Genomic DNA, 20,118 nt, shown 5'->3' on the forward strand with positions numbered 1-20,118 from the left:
ACATGAACGCACAGACAAATTTTGATCAGCTCGAAGTCGGCTATGATGTCCCGGCAATCCCGGGCATGGACGAAGCCGACATCCAGACCCCCTGTCTGGTGCTGGACCTGGACGCGCTGGAGCGCAACATCAAGAAAATGGGCGACTATGCCAAGGCGCACGGCATGCGCCACCGGGTGCATGGCAAGATGCACAAGTCGGTGGATGTGGCCAAGCTGCAGGAAAAGCTCGGCGGCGCGGTTGGCGTCTGCTGCCAGAAGGTTTCCGAGGCCGAAGTTTTCGCCCGCGGCGGCATCAAGGACATTCTGGTCTCCAACCAGGTGCGTGATCCGCAGAAAATCGACCGCCTAGCCCGCCTGCCCAAGCTGGGCGCGCGCACAATCGTCTGCATTGATGATATCGACAACGTGGCCGACCTGTCGGCGGCGGCGCAGAAGCACGGCACCGAGCTGGAAGTCTTTGTCGAGATCGACTGCGGCGCCGGCCGCTGCGGCGTGACCACCACCGAGGCGGTTGTGGAAATCGCCAAGGCGGTGAACGCGGCCGAGAACCTCAAGTTTTCCGGCATCCAGGCCTATCAGGGCGCAATGCAGCACATGGACAGCTATGAGGACCGCAAGGCCAAGCTGGACACCGCCATCGCGCAGGTTGCCGATGCCGTTGAGGGCCTGAAAGCCGAAGGCATCGAGTGCGAGCTGGTTTCCGGCGGCGGCACTGGCTCCTACTACTTCGAGTCGAACTCGGGCGTGTACAACGAACTGCAGTGCGGCTCCTACGCCTTCATGGACGCGGACTACGGCCGTATCCTCGACAAGGACGGCAACCGCATCGACCAGGGCGAGTGGGAAAACGCTTTCTTCCTGCTGACCCAGGTGATGAGCCACGCCAAGGCCGACAAGGCCATCGTGGATGCGGGCCTCAAGGCGCAATCGGTCGACAGCGGCCTGCCCTTCATCTTCGGCCGCGACGATGTCGAGTACATCAAATGCTCGGATGAGCACGGTGTGGTTGCGGACCCGAACGGCGTGCTGAAGGTGGGCGAAAAGCTGAAACTGGTGCCGGGCCACTGCGATCCGACCGCCAACGTGCATGACTGGTACGTCGGCGTGCGGGGCGGCAAGGTGGAAACCGTCTGGCCGGTATCGGCCCGCGGCAAAGCATACTAAGAACGATCCCCGAACTGGCGGAGGTGCGCATGCCGCCCTCCGCCGGCTTTTTTGTTGAGGAGAAACAGACATGTATATCGTTCCGGAAAAGGCGATTGCGGACTTGGTGACCCGTGAGGCCTCGTTCGATGCGGTCGAGAAGGTTTTTGCCGCGATGGCCGCAGGCGACGCCTACAACTTTCCCGTCGTGCGCGAAGCGATCGGTCATGAGGATGCGCTTTACGGCTTCAAGGGCGGCTTTGACCGCGCGGGCCTGACGCTGGGCCTCAAGGCCGGGGGCTACTGGCCGAACAACCTGGAAAAGCGCGGGCTGATCAACCACCAGTCCACCGTCTTCCTGTTCGACCCGGACACCGGCAAGGTCACGGCGATGGTTGGCGGCAACCTCTTGACCGCGCTGCGCACCGCCGCGGCGTCTTCGGTATCGATCAAGCATCTGGCCCGCAAGGATGCCAAGGTGATCGGCATGATCGGCGCAGGCCATCAGGCCAAGTTCCAGCTGCGCGCCGCTTTGGAGCAGCGCAATTTCGAGAAGGTCATCGGCTGGAACCTGCACCCGGAGATGCTGCCGAACCTGCAAGAGGTGGCGGACGAGGCCGGGCTGCCGTTTGAAGCAGTCGAACTGGACGGCATGCGGGAGGCGGATGTGATCATTTCGATCACCTCGTCCTTCGACGCGATCCTGAAGGCCGGTCAGGTCAGCCTCGGCACCCACATTGCCTGCATGGGCACCGACACCAAGGGCAAGAAGGAAGTCGATCCCCAGCTGCTGGTGGCGGCGGATGTGTTTACTGACGAGGTCGCCCAGTCGATCTCCATCGGCGAGGCGCAGCACGCGGTGGCGCAGGGGCTGATCCAGGAATCTGAGGTGGCCCAGATCGGCGCCGTCATCAACGGCACCAACCCGGGCCGTACTTCTGACGATCAAATCACCCTGTTCGACGGCACCGGCGTCGGCCTGCAGGACCTCGCCGTCGCGGCCTCGGTGGTTGAAGTGGCGGTTGAAAAGGGCATCGCCATCGAGGTCGATTTCTAAGCCCCAGCCAGAAACACATTCTGCAAATTTCCGCATAGCGGAGCGGCAGGAGAGAGGTGTACCTCTCTCCTGTTATTTTTTTTGAAGGAAGCCAAACATGTTTATGGGATTGAGCCTGCTGGTCGTCGGGGTGGTGCTGTGCCTGAACGGCATCTGGCAGATGGGCCGGATCCAGGACCGGGAAATCATCCTGATCAACACGGTTGCGGCGCTGGTGTTCTTTGCCATCGTCCTGCTGATCGCCCTGGCGGCCCGGCAGCCGGCCGACCTGCTGGATGCAGGGATGACACTGCTGTTTGGCACGACATACCTGTGGGTTGCCTACAACCGCGCCATTGCCTCCAGCGGCGAGGGGCTGGGCTGGTTCAGCGGCTTTGTCGCGCTGACCGCGGCACCCATGGTGCTGCAGGTGCTGTCGCAGGCAAACGGTCTGTTCGATGTCTGGCTGGCCGTATGCTGGGCCGCCTGGTCCGGGCTCTGGTTCCTGTATTTCCTGAACCTCGCGCTCAGACGCGGCAGCCCTTGGCTGACGGCCCGTGCCACGCTTTTGTGCGGGATCTTCACCGGCTGGCTGCCCGGGCTCGTTGTTCTGCACGGGCTGACCAGCTGAACCCGTAACAAAAAAGCCGGCCCATCAAGGACCGGCTTTCGCTTTCAATTCATGCCGTTTGCGTCAGGCATGGTCCTCATGCGGCAGCGATCCGCGGCCGTGGCCGCTCATCCCGCCGGAGACTTCCTCGGTCGCTTCGCCTGCCAGCTCCTGCGGCAGCACCAGGTTCAGCACAATGGCAATCAGCGCCGCGGGCAGCAGGCCGCTGGTCAGCAGGATGCGCGCGGTGTCGGGCATGTGCTGCAGCGCACCGGGCTCCAGCTGCAGGCCAAGGCCGATGGACAGCGAGATCGCAAAGATCACCATGTTGCGGCGGTTCCAGTCCACGTCCGACAGCATCGACACGCCGGCGGCAACCACCATGCCGAACATCACGATCACGCCGCCGCCCAGCACCTCGATCGGCACGGTGCGGATCACCGCGCCCACCTTGGGCACCAGCCCGCAGATGATCAGGAAGATGGCGCCGCAGGTGACCACGTGGCGGCTCATCACGCCGGTCATGGCGATCAGGCCGACGTTCTGGCTGAACGAGGTGTTGGGGAAGGCGCCGAAAAAGCCCGCAAAAGCGGTGCCCACACCATCGGCAAAGGTCGCACCTGCGATCTCTTGCTCGGTGGCCTCGCGGCCCGCGCCGCCTTTGGTCACGCCGGAAACGTCACCCACGGTTTCGACCGCGGAGACAAAGCTCATCAGGCAGAACCCGATGACGGCCGCGGCGGAGAACTCGAAGCCGTATTTGAACGGCTGCGGCAGGGCAAAGGCTGCGGCCTGCGACCAGGAGCCGGAGATCGCACCGAATGTCAGCATCCCGGTCATCAGAGCATATACATACCCCACGATCAGCCCCAGCAGCACGGCCGAGACCGACAGCATCCCCTTGGTGAAGAACTTGAGGCCCAAGGTGACGAGGATCACCACCAGCGCCGCCGACCAGTTCAGGAGCGAGCCGTATTCCGGCGTGCCGATGGCGGGAACACCGCCTGCAGCATACTGGATGCCGACCTTGACCAGCGCCAGTCCGATCATCGTCACCACCAGGCCAGTGACCAGCGGCGGCAGGGCAAAGCGGATCTTGCCGATCACCGTGCCGAGCAGGCTATGGAAGATGCCGCCGACGATGACGCCGGTGAACAGCGCGGCCAGCCCGTCCACGCCCTTGCCCGCAACCAGCGGGATCATGATCGGCAGGAAGGCAAAGGAGGTGCCCTGCACAATCGGCAGCCCCGAGCCGACCGGGCCCAAAGTGATGGTCTGCAGCAGCGTGGCAATGCCTGCAAACAGCATCGACATCTGGATCAGGTACAGCAGCTCCGGGAAATCCGGCGAGTTTGAGCCGAAGCCGAAACCGGCGGCGCCGGCAACAATGATCGCGGGCGTCACGTTCGACACAAACATCGCCAGCACATGCTGGATGCCCAGCGGGATCGCCTTGTGCAAGGGCGGGGTGTAATTCGGGTCGCGCAGCTGTGCCGGCGTCCCAATGGAAGTATCAGCCATGTCTTCTCCTGTCGGTCATGGGGATCTTGCCGCTTCTTTTTGTTTATTGGCGGCTTTGGGGTTTTCCGGTTAGTCAGAAACCACCGTGCAGGGGTCCTGGAACCAGTGTTCTTCCAGGTTCGGGGTCTGCCCGATGCGGTCGACCACGATGTATTGGCCCGGTGCGCCCAGCGGGGCGAGCACCCCGTGCCAGGTGCCCCGGTGCAGGTTGATGGACTGGCCCGGCTTGCTGATGAAGGCTTTCAGGTCTACCGGGATGCCGCCGGCGTCTTCAGCCACCACCACCAGCATCGGCACGCCGCTGACGGGCACAAAGGCCTGGCTGCCGTCAGGATGGCGCTCGACCATGTCCACCTTGTGCGGCAGATGGCGGGCCCGGGCGTCGAACAGGCTGATGCCTGCCCGGCCGCCCTCGCCGAAATCGAGGCGGGCGCGGTCGTGGTGACGGCCGCACATGCCCTGATTTATCAGCTTGTCCGGCGCGCCCGCGGCCTCGATCACATCGCCATAAGGCGCAAAGACCTCCGCGGTCAGCGGCACGGCGGTCAGCAGCCGGCTCATGGCAGCAGATCCTGCAGCCGGAACTGGGCAATACGCTCCACCTGGCGGCAGGCCTCGTCGAACTCGGTTGCCCGGTCGTTGATGATCCGGCGGTGGAAGGCCTCCATGATCGACGCCTTGTTGTGGTCCCGCACCGCGATGATGAACGGGAAGCCGTGTTTCTCCACATACTCGGTGTTGAGCCGTTGGAAGGTCTCGCGCTCCTCATCCGTCAGCATATCCAAGCCTGCGCTGGACTGTTCCGAGGTGCTCTCGGCAGTCAGACGGCCCGCAGCGGCCAGCTTGCCCGCCAGGTCCGGGTGCGCGGTCAGCACGCCCAGGCGCTCTTCTTCGCTGGCGGTGCGGAAGATCCGGCACAGCGCGTTATGCACGCCCGCCGCGCAGTCATGCGCCGGACCCAGCTCCAAGTCGAATGCCCGGTCGGCGATCCAGGGCGAATGCTCAAAGATCGAGCCGAACTTGGCGACAAACTCATCCCGCTCCATCCGGCTGGGGCGCTCGCGCTTGACCGGCGGATGGGTTGCAGCCCAGTGTTCGGCAATGTCGATCCGGCGCGGGCACCAGACGCCTTCGAAGCCCTGGATATACTCGATGAAGCGCTTGAGACCGGCAATCTTGCCCGGGCGCCCGATCAAGCGGCAGTGCAGGCCGATGGTCATCATCTTGGGGGCACCGGCTTCGCCCTCGGCATAGATCACGTCAAAGGTATCCTTCAAATACTGGAAGAAATGCTCGCCCGTGATCCAGCCCGGCGAATTGGCAAAGCGCATGTCGTTGGCTTCCAGCGTGTAGGGGATGATCAGCTGATCCCGCCCGCCGGTGTCCAGCCAATAGGGCAGGTCGTCGTCGTAAGTGTCAGAGATATAATCGAAACCGCCTTCCTCAGCCACCAGGCGCACGGTGTTGGCGCTGCAACGGCCAGTGTACCAGCCGCGCGGGCGGTCTCCGGTGACCTCGGTATGAAGCCGCACCGCCTCGGCAATGGCCGCGCGCTCTTCGTCTTCGGCCATGTCCTTGTGCTCGACCCATTTCAGGCCGTGGCTGGCGATCTCCCAGTCCGCGTCCTTCATCGCCTGCACCTGTTCGGGCGAGCGGGCAAGCGCGGTGGCAACGCCGTAGATGGTCAGCGGAATGCCGGCGCCGGTGAACAGCCGGTGCAGCCGCCAGAAACCGGCCCGGGCGCCGTATTCATAGACCGACTCCATATTCCAATGGCGCTGACCGGGCCATTGGGCAGCACCGGGGATGTCGGAAAGAAAAGCCTCCGAGGCTGCATCCCCGTGCAGGATGCAGTTCTCGCCGCCTTCTTCATAGTTGAGCACAAATTGCACGGCGGCTTTGGCCCCATTGGGCCACTGCGGGTCAGGTGCGCCAGCACCGTACCCGCGCAAGTCACGAGGATAGCGCGTCACGTCAGGTCTCCTGTCTTTTCACTATTTATAGAACAAAATAATTCCGTCGGCTTTCAGTATATTTTTGAAAGAACTTTTTGACTCTTCCTTCTGTATGCACTGGGCTGAACCGCGCATACCTAGGTCAACAGAATTGAAAGGAGGCTGGCATGGCCGGATTTCTGACCACCCATGTGCTGGACACTGCCCGCGGCTGCCCGGCGGAAGGGCTGAAGATCGATCTTTACCGGATCGAAGGCGATGAGCGCATCCATCTGCGCAGCCTTGTGACCAATGACGACGGGCGCACTGACGAACAGATCCTGCCAGCAGGCGAATTTGCCACCGGCACCTATGAGCTGGTGTTCCATGCCGGCGGCTATCTGCGCGCAACCGGGCAGGCGGGCGCAGATCCGCTGTTTCTGGACGAGGTGCCGCTGCGTTTCGGCATGAGCGAGGCAGGCAGCCACTATCACGTGCCGCTCTTGCTGTCGCCCTACGGCTATTCCACCTACCGCGGCAGCTGAGCCGCACTCCCCGACAGACCTCTCCTCCCGCTTGGCATCTGCCGGCGGTTCCCGTCCCAGGAAACTGGGGCGGGCTTTTTCATTCCGAGGGGAGGGAAGCCAGAATGTGATCCACCATGAAGTCGATGAACAGCCGCACCTTGGGATCCTGATGGCGGCGGTGCACATAAAGGCAAGCCATCTGGATGGGGATTGGCGGCTCCTCCGCCAGCACCGGCACCAGCCGGCCCGAGGCGAGATGTTCCGAAATCTCGAATACCGGTTTCAGGATAATCCCATGCCCGTCCAGCGCCCAGCTGGTCAGCACGTCGCCGTGATCCGATTCAAACGGCCCGGTGACCGTGACCCGCTTGACCCCGTCATGGCTGCGCAGAGGCCATTGGAACTCCGGCGCGCCGGGATAGCGCAGGTTCAGGCAATCGTGCGCCTCCGTCTTCAGCTCCTCACTGTTCCTGGGCTGGCCGCGCTGCCCGATGTAGTCCGGAGACGCGCACAGCACCCGAGGGCAATCGGCAATTTTTCGGATGCGCAGGTTTGAATCCTCCGGCACACCCAGGAAAAATGCCGCGTCCAGCCCTTCTGCCGCCAAATCCAGCTTGCGGTCCGACAGCCGCAGCCGGATTGAGATCAGCGGATAGGCTTCCTTGAACTTCGGCACCGCCGGCGCAATCAGCCGCTGCCCCAGCCCCAGGGGGGCCGCCACATAAAGCGTGCCGCGCGGGGTTTGCGTCACGCTGCTGATGTCGGCCTCGGCCTCGTCCACCGCCTCCAGGATCTTGACCGCACCGCGGTAGAACAGGTTACCCTGCTCGGTCGGATTGAGCAGCCGCGTGGTGCGCTGGAACAGCCGCACGTTCAGATGATCCTCCAGTTGCGAAATCCGTGACGACGCCACCGCAGCCGAAATCCGCATGTCGCGCGCCGCGGCGGACATATTGCCAAGTTCATAGACACGGACAAAGGTGCGGATATTGTCGAGATAGGCCATTCAAGTATTCTTTGTGTTATTTTGAAACAGCTTGGATTTTTTACCTAATACATGAAAATAGCGGCATGCTCTAGTGTCCTTGCCAAAGCTTATGAGGAGAGAACAATGGAAGAGCTTGTGATCATGTGGGACTGGCTGGGCTTTGCGGTCCGCTGGCTTCACGTCATCACCGCCATTGCCTGGATCGGATCGTCCTTCTACTTCGTCGCGCTGGACCTTGGCCTGCGGAAAGTTCCGCATCTGCCGGTCGGCGCGCATGGCGAGGAATGGCAGGTCCATGGCGGCGGTTTCTACCACATCCAGAAATACCTGGTGGCGCCGGAAAACATGCCGGAGCATCTGATCTGGTTCAAATGGGAAAGTTACGCCACCTGGTTGTCCGGCGCGGGCCTGTTGATGATCGTCTACTGGGCGGGCGGCGAGCTCTACCTGATCGACTCCGCCAAGGCCGACCTGGCGCTGTGGCAGGGCATCCTGATTTCCGGCGCCTCGCTGAGCATCGGCTGGCTGGTCTATGATGCCTTGTGCAAATCGCCGCTGGGGGAAAAGCCGACCTTCCTGATGGTGCTGCTGTTTGTGCTGCTGGTCATCATGGGATGGGGCTACAACCAGATCTTCACCGGCCGCGCGGTGATGCTGCACCTGGGCGCCTTTACGGCCACCATCATGACGGCAAACGTCTTTTTCATCATCATGCCGAACCAGCGCATCGTGGTGAAGGACCTGCAGGAAGGCCGCACACCGGATGCCAAGTATGGCAAGATCGCCAAGCTGCGCTCGACCCATAACAACTATCTGACGCTGCCGGTGGTGTTCCTGATGCTGTCCAACCACTACCCGCTGGCCTTTGCCACCGAGTACAACTGGCTGATCGCAGCACTTGTGTTCCTGATGGGCGTGACCATCCGCCACTACTTCAACAGCAACCATGCGGGCACCAGCAACCCGACCTGGACCTGGCCTGTGACCGCCATCCTGTTCATCGGCATCATGATCCTGAGCCAGGCGCCGCTGCAGCAGGACACCTATGAAGAGTCCGAAGCGCGGGAACTGACCAAGGGCGAGCAAGTCTTTGCCAGCAATGCACATTTCGAGGACGTGATGAACGTTGTGCCGGGCCGCTGCGCGATGTGCCACGCGCGCGAGCCCTATTACGACGGCATCCGCCGCGCGCCCAAGAACGTGCTGCTGGAGACCCCCGCGGATGTGGCGAAATACGCCAAGGAGATCTATCTCCAGGCCGGGGCCACCGTTGCCATGCCGCCTGCCAATGTGACCCACATGGAGGACGAAGAGCGCGCCCTGATCCGCCGCTGGTACGGCAGTGCCTCCAAGGATCTGCCCTTCGCGCTTGCCGCGAACTGAGCCGGTTCCCCGCGTTCAATCTGAATGGCTCCGCCCCAGTGGCGGGGCCATTTTGCATGCACCGGGCGTGCACCCCCGGACACCCCCATGCACCCCGGTGCACCCCTGTGCGCCGCCCCGGCACAGCGGCGCCGTGGAACCAAAGAGCCCGGCCGCGCGTTGTTCCTGTACAGGGTTTGCCCAGCTGCGCCGGAGACCCAAGGGTCTTCCGGACTGTTCAGCCACAGCGCCAATCCCTTTCGGGCACCCTTCCCCCGGCCGCACAAACCGGGGGCTGGCCGTTTGGGACCGCGGCAAAACTGCGGGGTTTGGACGTTGAAGGAGGAAAGAAAATGTTTAGAAAGACCATCGCTATTGGATTTGCCATCTGTACCACTCTTGCCGCCTGCGGCGACACCACCGGCGAGCGGCTGGTTTACGGCGCTGGCGCCGGTGCTGCCGGGTCCGCCGTTCTGAACGGCAATCTGGTGACAGGCGCCGCTGTCGGGGCCGCGGCGAACTTGATCTATTGCGAGGAAAATCCGCACCGCTGCTAAGGCGCGAACCCTCGATTCCGGAAGGCGGGCCAGCGGTGCCCGCCTTTTCATTTCCGCTTACTGCACCCCGTTCTCTTGGGGGCCGCCAGCTTCAATCCGCCGGAACGCGGCCAGCCCGTGCTTTACCGCGTAATCCACGAACAGGCGGATCTTGGGATCCTGCAATTTCCGGTGCGGGTAGAGGCAGCCGAAAACGGTCGGCTCCGGCGGCGTCTCTGCCAGAACCTCGACCAGAGCGCCGCTGCGCAGATGGGCAGCCACGTCGAAGCGCGGCTTGTTGACGATGCCGCGCCCGTCCAGCGCCCAGCCCGTCAGCACGTCGCTGTCGTCAGCGTCGTATTTGCCCGAAACCTCCAGCTTGCGCGGGCCTTCGGATGTGTCCAGCGTCCAGAAATATTCCGGTGACCTCGGGTAGCGCAGCAACAGGCAGTTGTGGCCGGTCAGCAGATCCTCCGGCACCTGCGGCGCGCCATGCCGCTCCAGATAGGCCGGTGCGGCGCATAGCACCCGCGCGCAATCGGCGATCTTGCGCATCTTCAGGGTCGAGTCGTGCGGGGTGCCGATGAAGAAGGCCACGTCCAGCCCGTCGGCCAGGATATCGACCTTGCGGTCCGACATCCGCATGCGGATTTCGGTTGCCGGGTAATCCTCGACAAACCCCGGCACCAGCGGCGCGATGATGCGGCGGCCCACGCCCAGCGGAGCGGTCACCCGGATCACCCCGCGCGGCGCAGCGGAGAACTGCGAGACCACCGCCTCGGCGTCCTCAATCGATTCGAGAACCTTCTTGGCCTCGGTATAAAACAACTGCCCGGCCTCGGTGGGGGTCAGCGATCTCGTGGTGCGGTTGAACAGCCGCACGCCCAGGTGCTTTTCAAGCTCCTTGATCCGCTTGCTGGCAACCGCCGGAGTCAACCTCAGGTCGCGCCCGCCAGAGGTGATGCTGCCCAGCTCGACGACTCGGATGAAGACGCGCAGGGATTCCAGATAAGACATGTTTCACAGTCCTTTACGGGCACGCTTGCTGGCTGCCTCCATGGGTGAAAGACGGCAGTCCAGCCGGTTCCGGCATGCTTTAACCTAAACATTTTCAACAGCGTGTTGAAAGCATTTCGCGATTGCGCCCGTTAACCGTGGCAGTCGGACACGGTACAAAAGACATAAGCGGGCCCAAGCGGCTCACAGACATTCGGGAGGCCAGATGGCACATCAAACCGACATCCGCTTTCTTCTGAACGGCAGGGACATTGTGCTGGAGGACGTGAAGGCCACCACCACGCTTTTGGATTTCCTGCGCCTGGAGCAGCGCCTGACCGGCACCAAGGAAGGCTGCGCAGAGGGTGACTGCGGCGCTTGCACCGTGCTGGTGGGCCGTCTGCAGAATGGCGCCCTGCGCTATGAGGCGGTGAACGCCTGCATCCGCTTCCTGGCCTCGCTCAATGGCTGCCACGTGGTGACGGTCGAGCATCTCTCCGGCCCCAATGGGCGGCTGCATCCGGTGCAGCAGGCGATGGTCGAATACCACGGCAGCCAGTGCGGTTTCTGCACCCCGGGTTTCGTGATGTCGCTGTACGCGCTGTGGATGGAGAACCCGCAGCCGACCAAGGCTGAGGTGGAAACCGCCGTGCAGGGCAACCTCTGCCGCTGCACCGGTTATGAGCCGATTGTGCGCGCCGCCCTGGCGGTGAACCAGTACGGCACCCCGGCCAATGATTACCTGACCACCGAGCGTGACAGCCTGACCGCCAAGCTGAACGCGATCCAGCCGCAGGCCCGCGTCGTGACCGGCCCCGAAGACGACCGTGCCATTCTGCCGCTGGACGTGGCCGATCTGGCGCAGGTGCTGGCGGAAAACCCCAAGGCGACAATTGTGGCGGGCTCCACCGATGTCGGCCTCTGGGTCACCAAATTCATGAAACCGATCTCTCCGGTCGTATTTGTCTCTCACCTTGAGGAGCTGAAAGCCATTAAGCTGACCGACGAGGCGCTGATCATCGGCGCTGGCGTCACCTATACCGAGAGCGAAGCGGCGATCCGCGATGCTTTCCCGCATCTGAGCGCCTACTGGGACCGCATCGCCGGCTGGCAGGTGCGCAACATGGGCACCATCGGCGGCAATATCGCCAATGGCTCGCCCATCGGGGACACCCCGCCGGTGCTGATCTCGCTGGGGGCCGAGGTGACGCTGCAGAAAAAGGGCGGTTCGCGCACCCTGCCGCTGGAGGATTTCTTTATCGATTACGGCAAGCAGGACCGCGAGCCGGGCGATTTCGTTGCTTCGATCCGCATCCCGCTGCGCCGGGACGGGCAGATCGACGCCGCCTACAAGATTTCCAAGCGCCGGGACGAGGATATCTCCTCGGTCGCCGCCGGGGTCAGCGTGGAAGTGTCAAATGGTGTGATCACCGCGGCCCGCATCGCATTCGGCGGCATGGCAGCAACGCCCAAGCGCGCCGCAGGCGCCGAGGCAGCGCTGGTCGGCCAGCCCTGGGGCGAGGCGGCGTTTGACGCGGCGGCGGAAGCGGTGAAGCAGGACTTCACCCCGCTCAGCGACTGGCGGGCGTCGGCGGACTACCGGGCGCTCACGGCCAGCAACCTGCTGCGCCGCTTCTATCTGGAACATGATGCTGCAACCGCCGGTCCCGTCCGGCTGGCCGTCGCCTGAGGAGATTTTGAGATGAAGGACCATCAGACCATCAGCGGCGCCGTGCACCATGACCGCCAGCATGACAGCGCGATCAAGCATGTCACCGGGCGCGCTGAATACACTGACGATATTGCCGAGCCCTGGGGCACGCTGCATGCTTACCTGGGTGTCTCCACCGTCGCCCACGCCAATATCAAGGGCATTGACCTCTCTGCCGTGCGTGCAGCACCCGGCGTGGTGGATGTGCTGACCGCCGATGACATTCCCGGCGTCAACGACATCAGCCCCACCGGCAAGCATGACGAGCCGGTGTTTCCAACGGAGAAGGTGGAGTTCCACGGCCAGCCGATGTTTGCGGTAATTGCCGAGACCCGCGATGCCGCCCGCCGTGCCGCCGAACTGGCGCAGGTGGATTACGAAGTGCTGCCGCACGCGCTGGACCCGGTCCAGGCGCAAGAGGCCGGATATCCGATGGTCACCGACCCGCTGAAGCTGGAGCGCGGCGATGTGGAGGCCGGCCGCAAGGGGGCCCCCCACCGCATCCAGGCGCAGATGACCGTCGGCGGCCAGGACCACATGTATCTGGAAGGCCACATCGCCTTTGCCATTCCCGGCGAGGACGAGGACGTGACCGTACATTGTTCCACCCAGCACCCCAGCGAAGCGCAGCATATGGTGGCGCATGTTCTGGGCGTGGCGAACAACGCGGTGACCGTCAACGTGCGCCGGATGGGCGGGGGTTTTGGCGGCAAGGAAAGCCAGATGAACCTGTTCTGCGCGGTGGCCGCAATCGCTGCGAAGAAGCATAATCGCCCGGTCAAGATCCGCCCGGACCGCGATCAGGACATGACCGCCACCGGCAAGCGCCATGATTTTATCATCGACTATGACGTGGCCTTTGACGACGCGGGCCGCATTCAGGCGGTCGAGGGCGGCTTTGCCGCGCGCTGCGGCTATTCCTCGGACCTGTCCGGGCCGGTCACCGACCGGGCGCTGTTCCATGCGGATAACGCCTATTTCTACCCGAACGTGCTGCTGAAAAGCCGCCCGATGAAGACCAACACCGTCTCCAACACGGCCTTCCGCGGTTTTGGCGGCCCGCAGGGTGTGGTCGCGGCGGAGCGGATGATTGAAGAGATCGCCTATGCCCTCGGCAAGGACCCGCTGGATGTGCGCAAGGCCAACTTTTATGGCAAAGAAGGCCGCGACCTGACCCCGTACCATCAGAAGGTGGAGGACAATATCCTCGACCGGCTGATCACGGAGCTGGAGGAAAACGCCGAGTACCGCAAGCGCCGCGAGGAAATCATCGCCTTCAACAAGGAGTCGAAGATCATCAAGAAGGGCATTGCCCTGACGCCGGTGAAATTCGGCATCTCCTTCACCGCGACGCATTACAATCAGGCGGGTTCGCTGATCCATGTCTACAACGACGGCTCAATCCACTTGAACCACGGCGGCACCGAAATGGGGCAGGGCCTCAACACCAAGGTGGCGCAAGTTGTGGCGGATGCCTTCCAGGTGGATTTCGAGCGCATCAAGATCACCAAGACCACCACCGAGAAGGTGCCGAACACCTCCGCGACCGCGGCGTCGTCCGGGTCGGACCTCAACGGCATGGCGGCATTGAACGCGGCGGAACAGATCATTGCCCGGCTGACCAAGTTCGCGGCTGAGAAATACGGTGTGTCCGAGGCGGAGGTGGAGTTCCTGCCCAACCGCGTGCGCGCCGGCAGCGAGATCGTCGCTTTTGATACGCTGGTGAAAGCGGCCTATATGGCCCGTGTCCAGCTGTCGGCGGCGGGGTTCTACAAGACGCCGGAAATCCATTGGGACCGCGCGGCGGGCAAGGGGCAGCCGTTCTTCTACTACGCCTATGGCGCGTCCTGCTCCGAGGTGTCGGTCGATACGCTGACAGGCGAATACCGGGTGGAGCGCACCGACATCCTGCATGATGTGGGCCGCTCGCTGAACCCGATCCTGGACAAGGGCCAGGTGGAGGGTGCCTTCATCCAAGGGATGGGCTGGCTGACCACCGAGGAACTGTGGTGGGATGGCGAAGGCCGCCTGCGCACCCATGCGCCCTCGACCTACAAGATCCCGCTGGCGTCTGACCGGCCGCGCATCTTCAACACGCAGCTGGCTGAATGGTCGGTGAACAAGAAGCGCACCATCAAGCGGTCCAAGGCCGTGGGCGAGCCGCCCTTCATGCTGGGCATCTCGGTGTTCGAGGCGCTGTCGATGGCTGTCGCCAGCACCGCGGATTACAAGGTCTGCCCGCGCCTGGATGCGCCCGCCACGCCGGAACGCGTGCTGATGGCGATCGAAACCCTCAAAGGGCGGGGCTGAGCCATGACCCGCCGCCTCTCCCTCCAGGGTTTTCTGGCCAGCCACAGCCGTGTGGTGCAGGTCGCGCTGACCCGCGTCCGCGGGTCGTCCCCGCGGGAGGCCGGCACCTGCATGTTTGTGGCGGCGGAAGGTCTGTGGGGGACCATTGGCGGCGGCCAGCTGGAATTTATCGCCATCGACCACGCCCGGCGGATGCTGAAGCAGGACGTGATCAGCGACACGCTGGACGTGCCGCTGGGGCCGGAGATCGGCCAGTGCTGCGGCGGCCGGGTGGAAATGTCGCTGGCGCAGATGCGCCAGGGCAACCGCAACACCGCCATTGCCCGCCATCAGGCCGAGGAACAGGCGCTGCCACATGTCTATGTGATGGGCGCAGGTCACGTGGGCCGGGCGCTGGCGGACCTGTTCCAGCATATGCCGGTGCGCTGCATCCTGATCGACCAGCGCGCCGAAGAATTGAACTTGTGCCAGGCGGATGTGGAACGCCGCCAAAGCGCTATCCCTGAGATCGACATCGCCACCGCACCTGCGGGCAGCGCCTTTGTCGTTCTCACCCACGATCACGCGCTTGACTTCCTGCTTGCCTCCGCTGCCCTGCAGCGCGGCGATGCGGGCTATGTCGGGCTGATCGGATCGGCCACCAAGCGGGAGAAGTTCCGCCGCTGGTGCCGGGACCATTGCGACGGTCTGGGAACCGACCGTCTCATCTGCCCCATCGGGGCAGGCGGCAGCCGCGACAAGCGGCCCAGCGTCATCGCGGCCTTCGTGGCAGCGGAAGTGATTGCTGATTTGACCTCTGAAACTGCCGCGTCCGCTTCCGCAAGGAGCACAGACCTGCCCCAAACGGGCAAGCAACCGGACGCAGAGGGAGACACGGCTGGAGCAATCAGCCGGTAAGGACTGCGTCCTCTGATAGGAGGAGGCCGCCATGACCACAGGGCGGAGCTATACGTACAAACTGTTCGCGCGGAATGACTTCAGTGCATTCTGGGCGCTGTTCACCGACAACCTGATCAACCTGATTGTGCTTTCGGGCATCTGTCAGTTTGTCTTCAACATGCCTGCCGACATCGTGTTCGGCCGCATCGTGCCCGGCGCCGCAGTGGCGATCCTGGCCGGTATCGCGGTCTACACCTGGCTGGCCAAGCATATCGCCGAGAAAGAAGGCCGCGATGTGACCGCGCTGCCTTATGGCATCTCGACCCCGGTGATGTTCGTCTATCTGTTCGGGGTGATCGGTCCGATCTACTGGTCCACCAATGACGCCATGCTGGCCTGGCAGGTGGGCATCGGTGCGGGCTTTATGGGCGGCATCGTTGCGGCGATGGGCGCCATCGTCGGGCCGTGGCTCAAGCGGGTGACCCCGCGCGCCGGCATGCTCGGGACGCTCTGCGGCATCGCGCTGGTGTTCATCGGCACCGTGCCGCTGGCGACGATTTTCGAAAGCCCCTTCATCGGCTTTGCCTCGATGATCATCATCCTGTGGGGCCTGGTTGGCCGCCACCGGCTGCCGTTCAACATTCCGGCGGGCCTCTTGGCGCTGATCGTCGGCACCGTTGTGGCGCTTGGCATGGGCGAGGCCTCGGTCTCCTTCGAGGGCGTGGGCGTCTACCTGCCGATTCCGTACTTCGGTGACCTGATTGCCGGTATCCAGCATCTGTTTGCCAACCCGGAGCTGTTCCTGGTGCTGGTGCCGGTGCAGATCTACAACTTCATCGAGACCATGAACAACGTCGAAAGCGCCGAAGCGGCGGGCGACCATTACCCGGTGGGCCTGTGTCAGGTGACCGATGGCGTCGGCACCATGATCGGCGCGGTCTTCGGCTCGCCGTTCCCCACCACCGCCTATATCGGCCACCCGGCGTATAAGCGGATGGGCGCGCGCTCGGGCTATATCATCGGCGTTGGCCTGGTGATCCCCTTTGCCGCCTTCTTTGGCCTCTTGGCCTTCCTCAACAACCTGATCCCGGTGGCCGCGGCAGCGCCGGTGCTGGTGTTCGTGGCGCTCAGCCTGGTCACCAATACCGCGCATTCGGTGAAGACCGACCATATCGCCGCGGTGACCATCGCGATGATGCCGCATGTTTCGGCCTTCCTGGTGATCAAATGGGGCGCACTGGCCGGAGCCCTGGGCGCACTGGGTGCCACCGGCATGGCGCAGCTGGGCGATCCTGAGCTGACCGCAGCGCTGCTGCAGCAGGGGGCGCATTACGAGGGCCATCTGGCGCTCAGCCAGGGTGCAATCCTGACCGGCCTGATCTGGGGTGCCATCGTGGCCAGCGTGATTGACGGCGACTTCCGCAACGCGGGCGGCTTTGCCCTGGCGGCGGCGGCAATGTCGCTGGTCGGCGTGATCCACTCTGCCAGCCTGCATTGGCCGGAATTCAGTGGTGTCGCGATGGGCTATCTGATCGCTGCGGCCTTCCTGTTCATCTACCCGATCTTCCACAAGGCGGATGAACACGAGGAACTCGAAGAAGACGGTGTGAAACCCCATGTGCCGCATCTGCCAGCGGGCGAATAATCCCAAATGAAATGGGGCAGGGGGCCGCGTGTCCCCTGCCTGCGAACCAAGGACAACAAGAGACATGACATCGAAACAGACGCTGCTGCGCGGGCGGGTGCTTTCCTTCACCGCCGAGCCGCAAGGCCCCGAGGACACCAGCGCCTATGAGTTCATCGAGGACGGCGCGCTGCTGGTGGCGGACGGCATGATCCTGGCCAAGGGCAGCTATGGCGACCTCGCCCAGCAGGCCGCCGGCGCCGAGGTGATCGACCACCGCCCGAAAATCCTGATGGCCGGCTTCATCGACACCCATCTGCATTTCCCGCAGGTGCAGGTGATCGCCTCCTGGGGCTCGCAGCTTTTGGAGTGGCTGAACAACTATACCTTCCCCGAGGAAACCCGCTTTACCGATGCGGGCCACAGCGCGCAGATGGCCGGGCATTTCTTTGACCTGCTGACCGCGCATGGCACCACCACCGCGGTGGCCTATTGCTCGGTCCACAAAACCTCCGCCGAGGCCTATTTCGACGAGGCCGCGCGGCGCAACATGCGGATGATCGGCGGCAAGGTTCTGATGGACCGCAACGCGCCCGAGGGTCTGCTGGACACGCCGGTCAGCGGCTATGACGACACCAAGGCGCTGATTGCGAAGTACCACGGCAAAGGCCGCGGGCTTTATGCGGTCACGCCGCGCTTTGCCATCACCTCCACCCCGGACCAGATGGAGATGGCCGGCGCGCTGGTGAAGGAGCATCCCGATTGCTACGTGCAGACGCATCTGTCGGAGAACCACGACGAGATTGCTTTTACCACCGAGCTGTATCCTCAGGCGCGGGATTATCTGGACGTTTACCAGTCCTACGGGCTGCTGACGGAAAAGATGCTGCTGGGCCACTCGATCCACCTCAAGCCGCGCGAGATCGATGCACTGGCGGAGACCGGCGCCAAGCCGGTGTTCTGCCCGACCTCCAACCTGTTTCTGGGCAGCGGGCTGTTTGACGACGCCGGCCTGCGCAGCCGCGGCATCACCAATGCGATTGCCACCGACATCGGCGCGGGCACCAGCTATTCGATGCTGCAGACCTTGAATGAGGGCTACAAGGTTCTGCAATTGCAGAACCAGAAGCTGCACCCCTTGCGCGCATTCCATTGGATCACCCGCGGCAACGCGGCGGCGCTGGGGCTCGCGGACAAGATCGGCACGCTGGAAGCCGGCACCGAAGCCGATATCGTGGTGCTGGATTCCCGCGCCACCCCGGCAATGGACCTGCGGATGCAGCGGGCCGGGACCCTGTCCGAGGAGCTGTTCATCCTGCAGACGCTGGGCGACGACCGCTCCATCGCGCAGACCTATGTGGCCGGCAGGCCGATGAAAAACGCGGCATAGAAACGCCGCGGCGAAGGTTTGCCGCCCGGCGCGGATATCTCTGAGCCGCGGTGGATCCCGTTGCCGTTTTCCGGCAGCGGAAAACGGCCAGGAAAAATCGATTTTTCCTGGCCGGAATTCTCGCAGAATTCCGATTCTGCGCCAAAGGCATCGCCGAAACAGATAAGGCTTGGCCAGGGCTGACAGGGGCTGGGCGAAGCGGGTTAGGCTGCGAATCTGACCTCGACGCGCAGACCGGGCTTTGCATCACACAGCCGCAGCGCGGCCCCGTGCAGACCGGCAATCGCCGCCACCAGGCTGAGGCCCAGGCCGCTGCCCGGGGTGGTCCGGCTCTGCTCCAGCCGGTACAGGCGGCGCAGCACGTTCTTGCGTTCCGCCTCCGGAATACCGGGGCCGTGGTCGCGCACCATCAGAATGGCCGCGCCCTTGTCCCGCCGCAGCGACAGGCTGATGTCCGTGCCGTCCGGCGTGTGGCGCAAGGCGTTCTCGATCAGATTTGCCAGCAGCTGGCCGAGCAGGGCGCGGTCCCCTGTCACCATGACAGGCGTATCCGGCAGGCTGAGCGCGAGCTTGCGGTTCTGCTCCTCTGCCGCCGGCTCATAGATTTCGGCAAAGGTGGCGGCGATTTTGCACAAGTCCACGGCTTCAAACCGCGACCGCGGTGCGCCGTCTTCCAGCTGGGCGATCTGCAGCAGAGCTTCGAAGGTGCTGGTGATGCCGCGGGTCTCCGCCAGTGCCTGATCTGCCAGCGCCTGCGCCGCTTCCGGCAGGTCAGGCACCTCCTGCAGCCGCGACAGCTGCACCGCTACCCGCTGGATCGGGGTTTTCAGGTCATGGGCGATGTCTGCCGAGACCTGCCGCAGCGCCTCGGTTGCGTGCTGCTGCGCCTGCGCCATCCGGTTCACGCTGCGGCCGATGCGGGCGATATCGCCGTGCCCCTGCCCGCCTTCCGGCACCCGTGCGCCAAGGTCGCCGGAGGTCAGCGCCGACAGGGTGCGCTCGATCCCGGCTAGGGAACGGGCCGAGCGGCGCGCCAGCAGCACCCCGCCCAGCACCGCAAGGGCGATGGCCGGCAGCAAGCTGAACAGGAACACCCGCAGGAAGGTCTGGCGCAGGTCGTCCAGCGGCTTGGCGCTTTGGGCGACGGTCAGCAGCCCGCCGTGGATATATTCGCTGAGCGATATGAACCGGCCGGAGATCTCCACCGGTTCCGGCCCCAGCGCCACCACCCGGAAGCCTGCCTGCTGCTGCATGATCGCGGCATTGCCTGCCACCACCCGGCCGCCGGGCCGGCGGTAGCTGAGCAGGCGGCGCTGCGGGTCGGTTTCCCGCGTCTCCGCATTGACCAGCGCCGCCAGTGCGGCAGCTGACGGCGCGGCCCGGAAGCCCGCCATGTCCTGGGTCAGGCTGTCCTCGATCGCCTGCCGCTGGGCGCCGTGGGCGACGTAATAGGTGATGCCGAGGCTGACAGAGCTGGCGGCCACAAACAGCAGCGACAGCCACAGCGACTGCCGCATCGGCGAGGAACGGAGCAAAGCCCGCGCACGGG

Annotated in this window: 17 protein-coding genes; 11 read left to right on the forward strand and 6 right to left on the reverse strand. The window is 63.8% G+C overall.

The annotated features are described in order from the left end of the window. Positions 1–2: 2 nt before the first annotated feature. The 3 genes from bhcC (at position 3) to OKQ63_RS24120 (ending at position 2,812) form a co-directional block, all read left to right on the forward strand. Entirely contained in the window at positions 3–1,166 is a 1,164-nt protein-coding gene (gene bhcC, locus OKQ63_RS24110; protein WP_264214529.1) for a 3-hydroxy-D-aspartate aldolase BhcC, read from the forward strand. Between the two features lie 70 nt (positions 1,167–1,236). Beyond that, on the forward strand, positions 1,237–2,202 hold the full coding sequence (gene bhcD, locus OKQ63_RS24115) for an iminosuccinate reductase BhcD (protein ID WP_264214530.1): 966 nt from the start codon (positions 1,237–1,239) through the stop codon (positions 2,200–2,202). A gap of 97 nt (positions 2,203–2,299) precedes the next feature. Further along, complete coding sequence (locus OKQ63_RS24120) at positions 2,300–2,812, forward strand: AmiS/UreI family transporter (RefSeq protein ID WP_264214531.1); 513 nt, start codon at positions 2,300–2,302, stop codon at positions 2,810–2,812. Positions 2,813–2,875: 63 nt separating this feature from the next. Here OKQ63_RS24120 and OKQ63_RS24125 read toward each other — a convergent pair whose 3' ends face one another. The 3 genes from OKQ63_RS24125 to puuE all read right to left on the reverse strand — a co-directional run bounded on the left by OKQ63_RS24125 (position 2,876) and on the right by puuE (position 6,285). Beyond that, positions 2,876–4,312, reverse strand: coding sequence for a uracil-xanthine permease family protein (locus OKQ63_RS24125; RefSeq protein ID WP_264214532.1), 1,437 nt, complete (start codon positions 4,310–4,312; stop codon positions 2,876–2,878). A gap of 69 nt (positions 4,313–4,381) precedes the next feature. Further along, on the reverse strand, positions 4,382–4,873 hold the full coding sequence (locus tag OKQ63_RS24130) for an ureidoglycolate lyase (RefSeq protein ID WP_264214533.1): 492 nt from the start codon (positions 4,871–4,873) through the stop codon (positions 4,382–4,384). After that, positions 4,870–6,285 (reverse strand): allantoinase PuuE, encoded by a 1,416-nt coding sequence (gene puuE / locus OKQ63_RS24135; RefSeq protein ID WP_264214534.1) that lies wholly within the window; start codon positions 6,283–6,285, stop codon positions 4,870–4,872. Before puuE ends, OKQ63_RS24130 begins: the two co-directional genes overlap by 4 nt. 149 nt (positions 6,286–6,434) lie before the next feature. Here puuE and uraH point away from each other — a divergent pair, with 149 nt between their 5' ends. Continuing rightward, positions 6,435–6,791, forward strand: a complete 357-nt coding sequence (gene uraH, locus OKQ63_RS24140) for a hydroxyisourate hydrolase (RefSeq protein ID WP_264214429.1) — start codon at positions 6,435–6,437, stop codon at positions 6,789–6,791. Between the two features lie 79 nt (positions 6,792–6,870). Here uraH and OKQ63_RS24145 read toward each other — a convergent pair whose 3' ends face one another. Continuing rightward, complete coding sequence (locus OKQ63_RS24145) at positions 6,871–7,779, reverse strand: LysR family transcriptional regulator (protein ID WP_264214430.1); 909 nt, start codon at positions 7,777–7,779, stop codon at positions 6,871–6,873. 105 nt (positions 7,780–7,884) lie between these two features. Here OKQ63_RS24145 and OKQ63_RS24150 point away from each other — a divergent pair, with 105 nt between their 5' ends. Continuing rightward, on the forward strand, positions 7,885–9,144 hold the full coding sequence (locus OKQ63_RS24150) for a urate hydroxylase PuuD (RefSeq protein ID WP_264214431.1): 1,260 nt from the start codon (positions 7,885–7,887) through the stop codon (positions 9,142–9,144). Between the two features lie 332 nt (positions 9,145–9,476). Next, complete coding sequence (locus OKQ63_RS24155) at positions 9,477–9,680, forward strand: hypothetical protein (RefSeq protein ID WP_264214432.1); 204 nt, start codon at positions 9,477–9,479, stop codon at positions 9,678–9,680. Between the two features lie 57 nt (positions 9,681–9,737). Here the strand turns inward: OKQ63_RS24155 and OKQ63_RS24160 are convergent, their stop codons facing one another. Next, on the reverse strand, positions 9,738–10,676 hold the full coding sequence (locus tag OKQ63_RS24160; RefSeq protein WP_264214433.1) for a LysR family transcriptional regulator: 939 nt from the start codon (positions 10,674–10,676) through the stop codon (positions 9,738–9,740). A 205-nt stretch (positions 10,677–10,881) separates the two neighbouring features. On the opposite strand from OKQ63_RS24160, the gene xdhA reads away from it, so the two are divergent. The 5 genes from xdhA (at position 10,882) to guaD (ending at position 18,569) form a co-directional block, all read left to right on the forward strand. Then, complete coding sequence (gene xdhA / locus OKQ63_RS24165; RefSeq protein ID WP_264214434.1) at positions 10,882–12,345, forward strand: xanthine dehydrogenase small subunit; 1,464 nt, start codon at positions 10,882–10,884, stop codon at positions 12,343–12,345. 12 nt (positions 12,346–12,357) lie between these two features. Then, positions 12,358–14,676, forward strand: a complete 2,319-nt coding sequence (xdhB, locus tag OKQ63_RS24170; protein WP_264214435.1) for a xanthine dehydrogenase molybdopterin binding subunit — start codon at positions 12,358–12,360, stop codon at positions 14,674–14,676. Between the two features lie 3 nt (positions 14,677–14,679). Beyond that, positions 14,680–15,573, forward strand: a complete 894-nt coding sequence (gene xdhC, locus OKQ63_RS24175) for a xanthine dehydrogenase accessory protein XdhC (protein ID WP_264214436.1) — start codon at positions 14,680–14,682, stop codon at positions 15,571–15,573. A 31-nt stretch (positions 15,574–15,604) separates the two neighbouring features. Beyond that, positions 15,605–17,200 carry a xanthine/uracil/vitamin C permease gene (locus OKQ63_RS24180; RefSeq protein WP_264214437.1) on the forward strand — a complete coding sequence of 532 codons (1,596 nt, stop codon included), beginning with the start codon at positions 15,605–15,607 and terminating at the stop codon, positions 17,198–17,200. A 64-nt stretch (positions 17,201–17,264) separates the two neighbouring features. Continuing rightward, entirely contained in the window at positions 17,265–18,569 is a 1,305-nt protein-coding gene (gene guaD / locus OKQ63_RS24185) for a guanine deaminase (protein WP_264214438.1), read from the forward strand. Positions 18,570–18,772: 203 nt separating this feature from the next. Here guaD and OKQ63_RS24190 read toward each other — a convergent pair whose 3' ends face one another. Then, positions 18,773–20,104, reverse strand: a complete 1,332-nt coding sequence (locus OKQ63_RS24190) for a HAMP domain-containing sensor histidine kinase (protein ID WP_264214439.1) — start codon at positions 20,102–20,104, stop codon at positions 18,773–18,775. Positions 20,105–20,118: the final 14 nt, after the last annotated feature.

The sequence above is a fragment of the Leisingera thetidis genome, assembly GCF_025857195.1.
Lineage (GTDB): Bacteria > Pseudomonadota > Alphaproteobacteria > Rhodobacterales > Rhodobacteraceae > Leisingera > Leisingera thetidis.

Bases quoted from the DNA above. Each gene is read 5' to 3' on its own strand.
- xdhB (WP_264214435.1), top strand. From the start codon at position 12,358: ATGAAGGACCATCAGACCATCAGCGGCGCCGTGCACCATGACCGCCAG.
- OKQ63_RS24120 (WP_264214531.1), top strand. From the start codon at position 2,300: ATGTTTATGGGATTGAGCCTGCTGGTCGTCGGGGTGGTGCTGTGCCTG.
- xdhC (WP_264214436.1), top strand. From the start codon at position 14,680: ATGACCCGCCGCCTCTCCCTCCAGGGTTTTCTGGCCAGCCACAGCCGT.
- bhcC (WP_264214529.1), top strand. From the start codon at position 3: ATGAACGCACAGACAAATTTTGATCAGCTCGAAGTCGGCTATGATGTC.
- OKQ63_RS24155 (WP_264214432.1), top strand. From the start codon at position 9,477: ATGTTTAGAAAGACCATCGCTATTGGATTTGCCATCTGTACCACTCTT.
- OKQ63_RS24180 (WP_264214437.1), top strand. From the start codon at position 15,605: ATGACCACAGGGCGGAGCTATACGTACAAACTGTTCGCGCGGAATGAC.
- uraH (WP_264214429.1), top strand. From the start codon at position 6,435: ATGGCCGGATTTCTGACCACCCATGTGCTGGACACTGCCCGCGGCTGC.
- OKQ63_RS24125 (WP_264214532.1), bottom strand. From the start codon at position 4,312: ATGGCTGATACTTCCATTGGGACGCCGGCACAGCTGCGCGACCCGAAT.
- OKQ63_RS24160 (WP_264214433.1), bottom strand. From the start codon at position 10,676: ATGTCTTATCTGGAATCCCTGCGCGTCTTCATCCGAGTCGTCGAGCTG.
- OKQ63_RS24150 (WP_264214431.1), top strand. From the start codon at position 7,885: ATGGAAGAGCTTGTGATCATGTGGGACTGGCTGGGCTTTGCGGTCCGC.
- guaD (WP_264214438.1), top strand. From the start codon at position 17,265: ATGACATCGAAACAGACGCTGCTGCGCGGGCGGGTGCTTTCCTTCACC.
- OKQ63_RS24145 (WP_264214430.1), bottom strand. From the start codon at position 7,779: ATGGCCTATCTCGACAATATCCGCACCTTTGTCCGTGTCTATGAACTT.
- OKQ63_RS24130 (WP_264214533.1), bottom strand. From the start codon at position 4,873: ATGAGCCGGCTGCTGACCGCCGTGCCGCTGACCGCGGAGGTCTTTGCG.
- xdhA (WP_264214434.1), top strand. From the start codon at position 10,882: ATGGCACATCAAACCGACATCCGCTTTCTTCTGAACGGCAGGGACATT.
- bhcD (WP_264214530.1), top strand. From the start codon at position 1,237: ATGTATATCGTTCCGGAAAAGGCGATTGCGGACTTGGTGACCCGTGAG.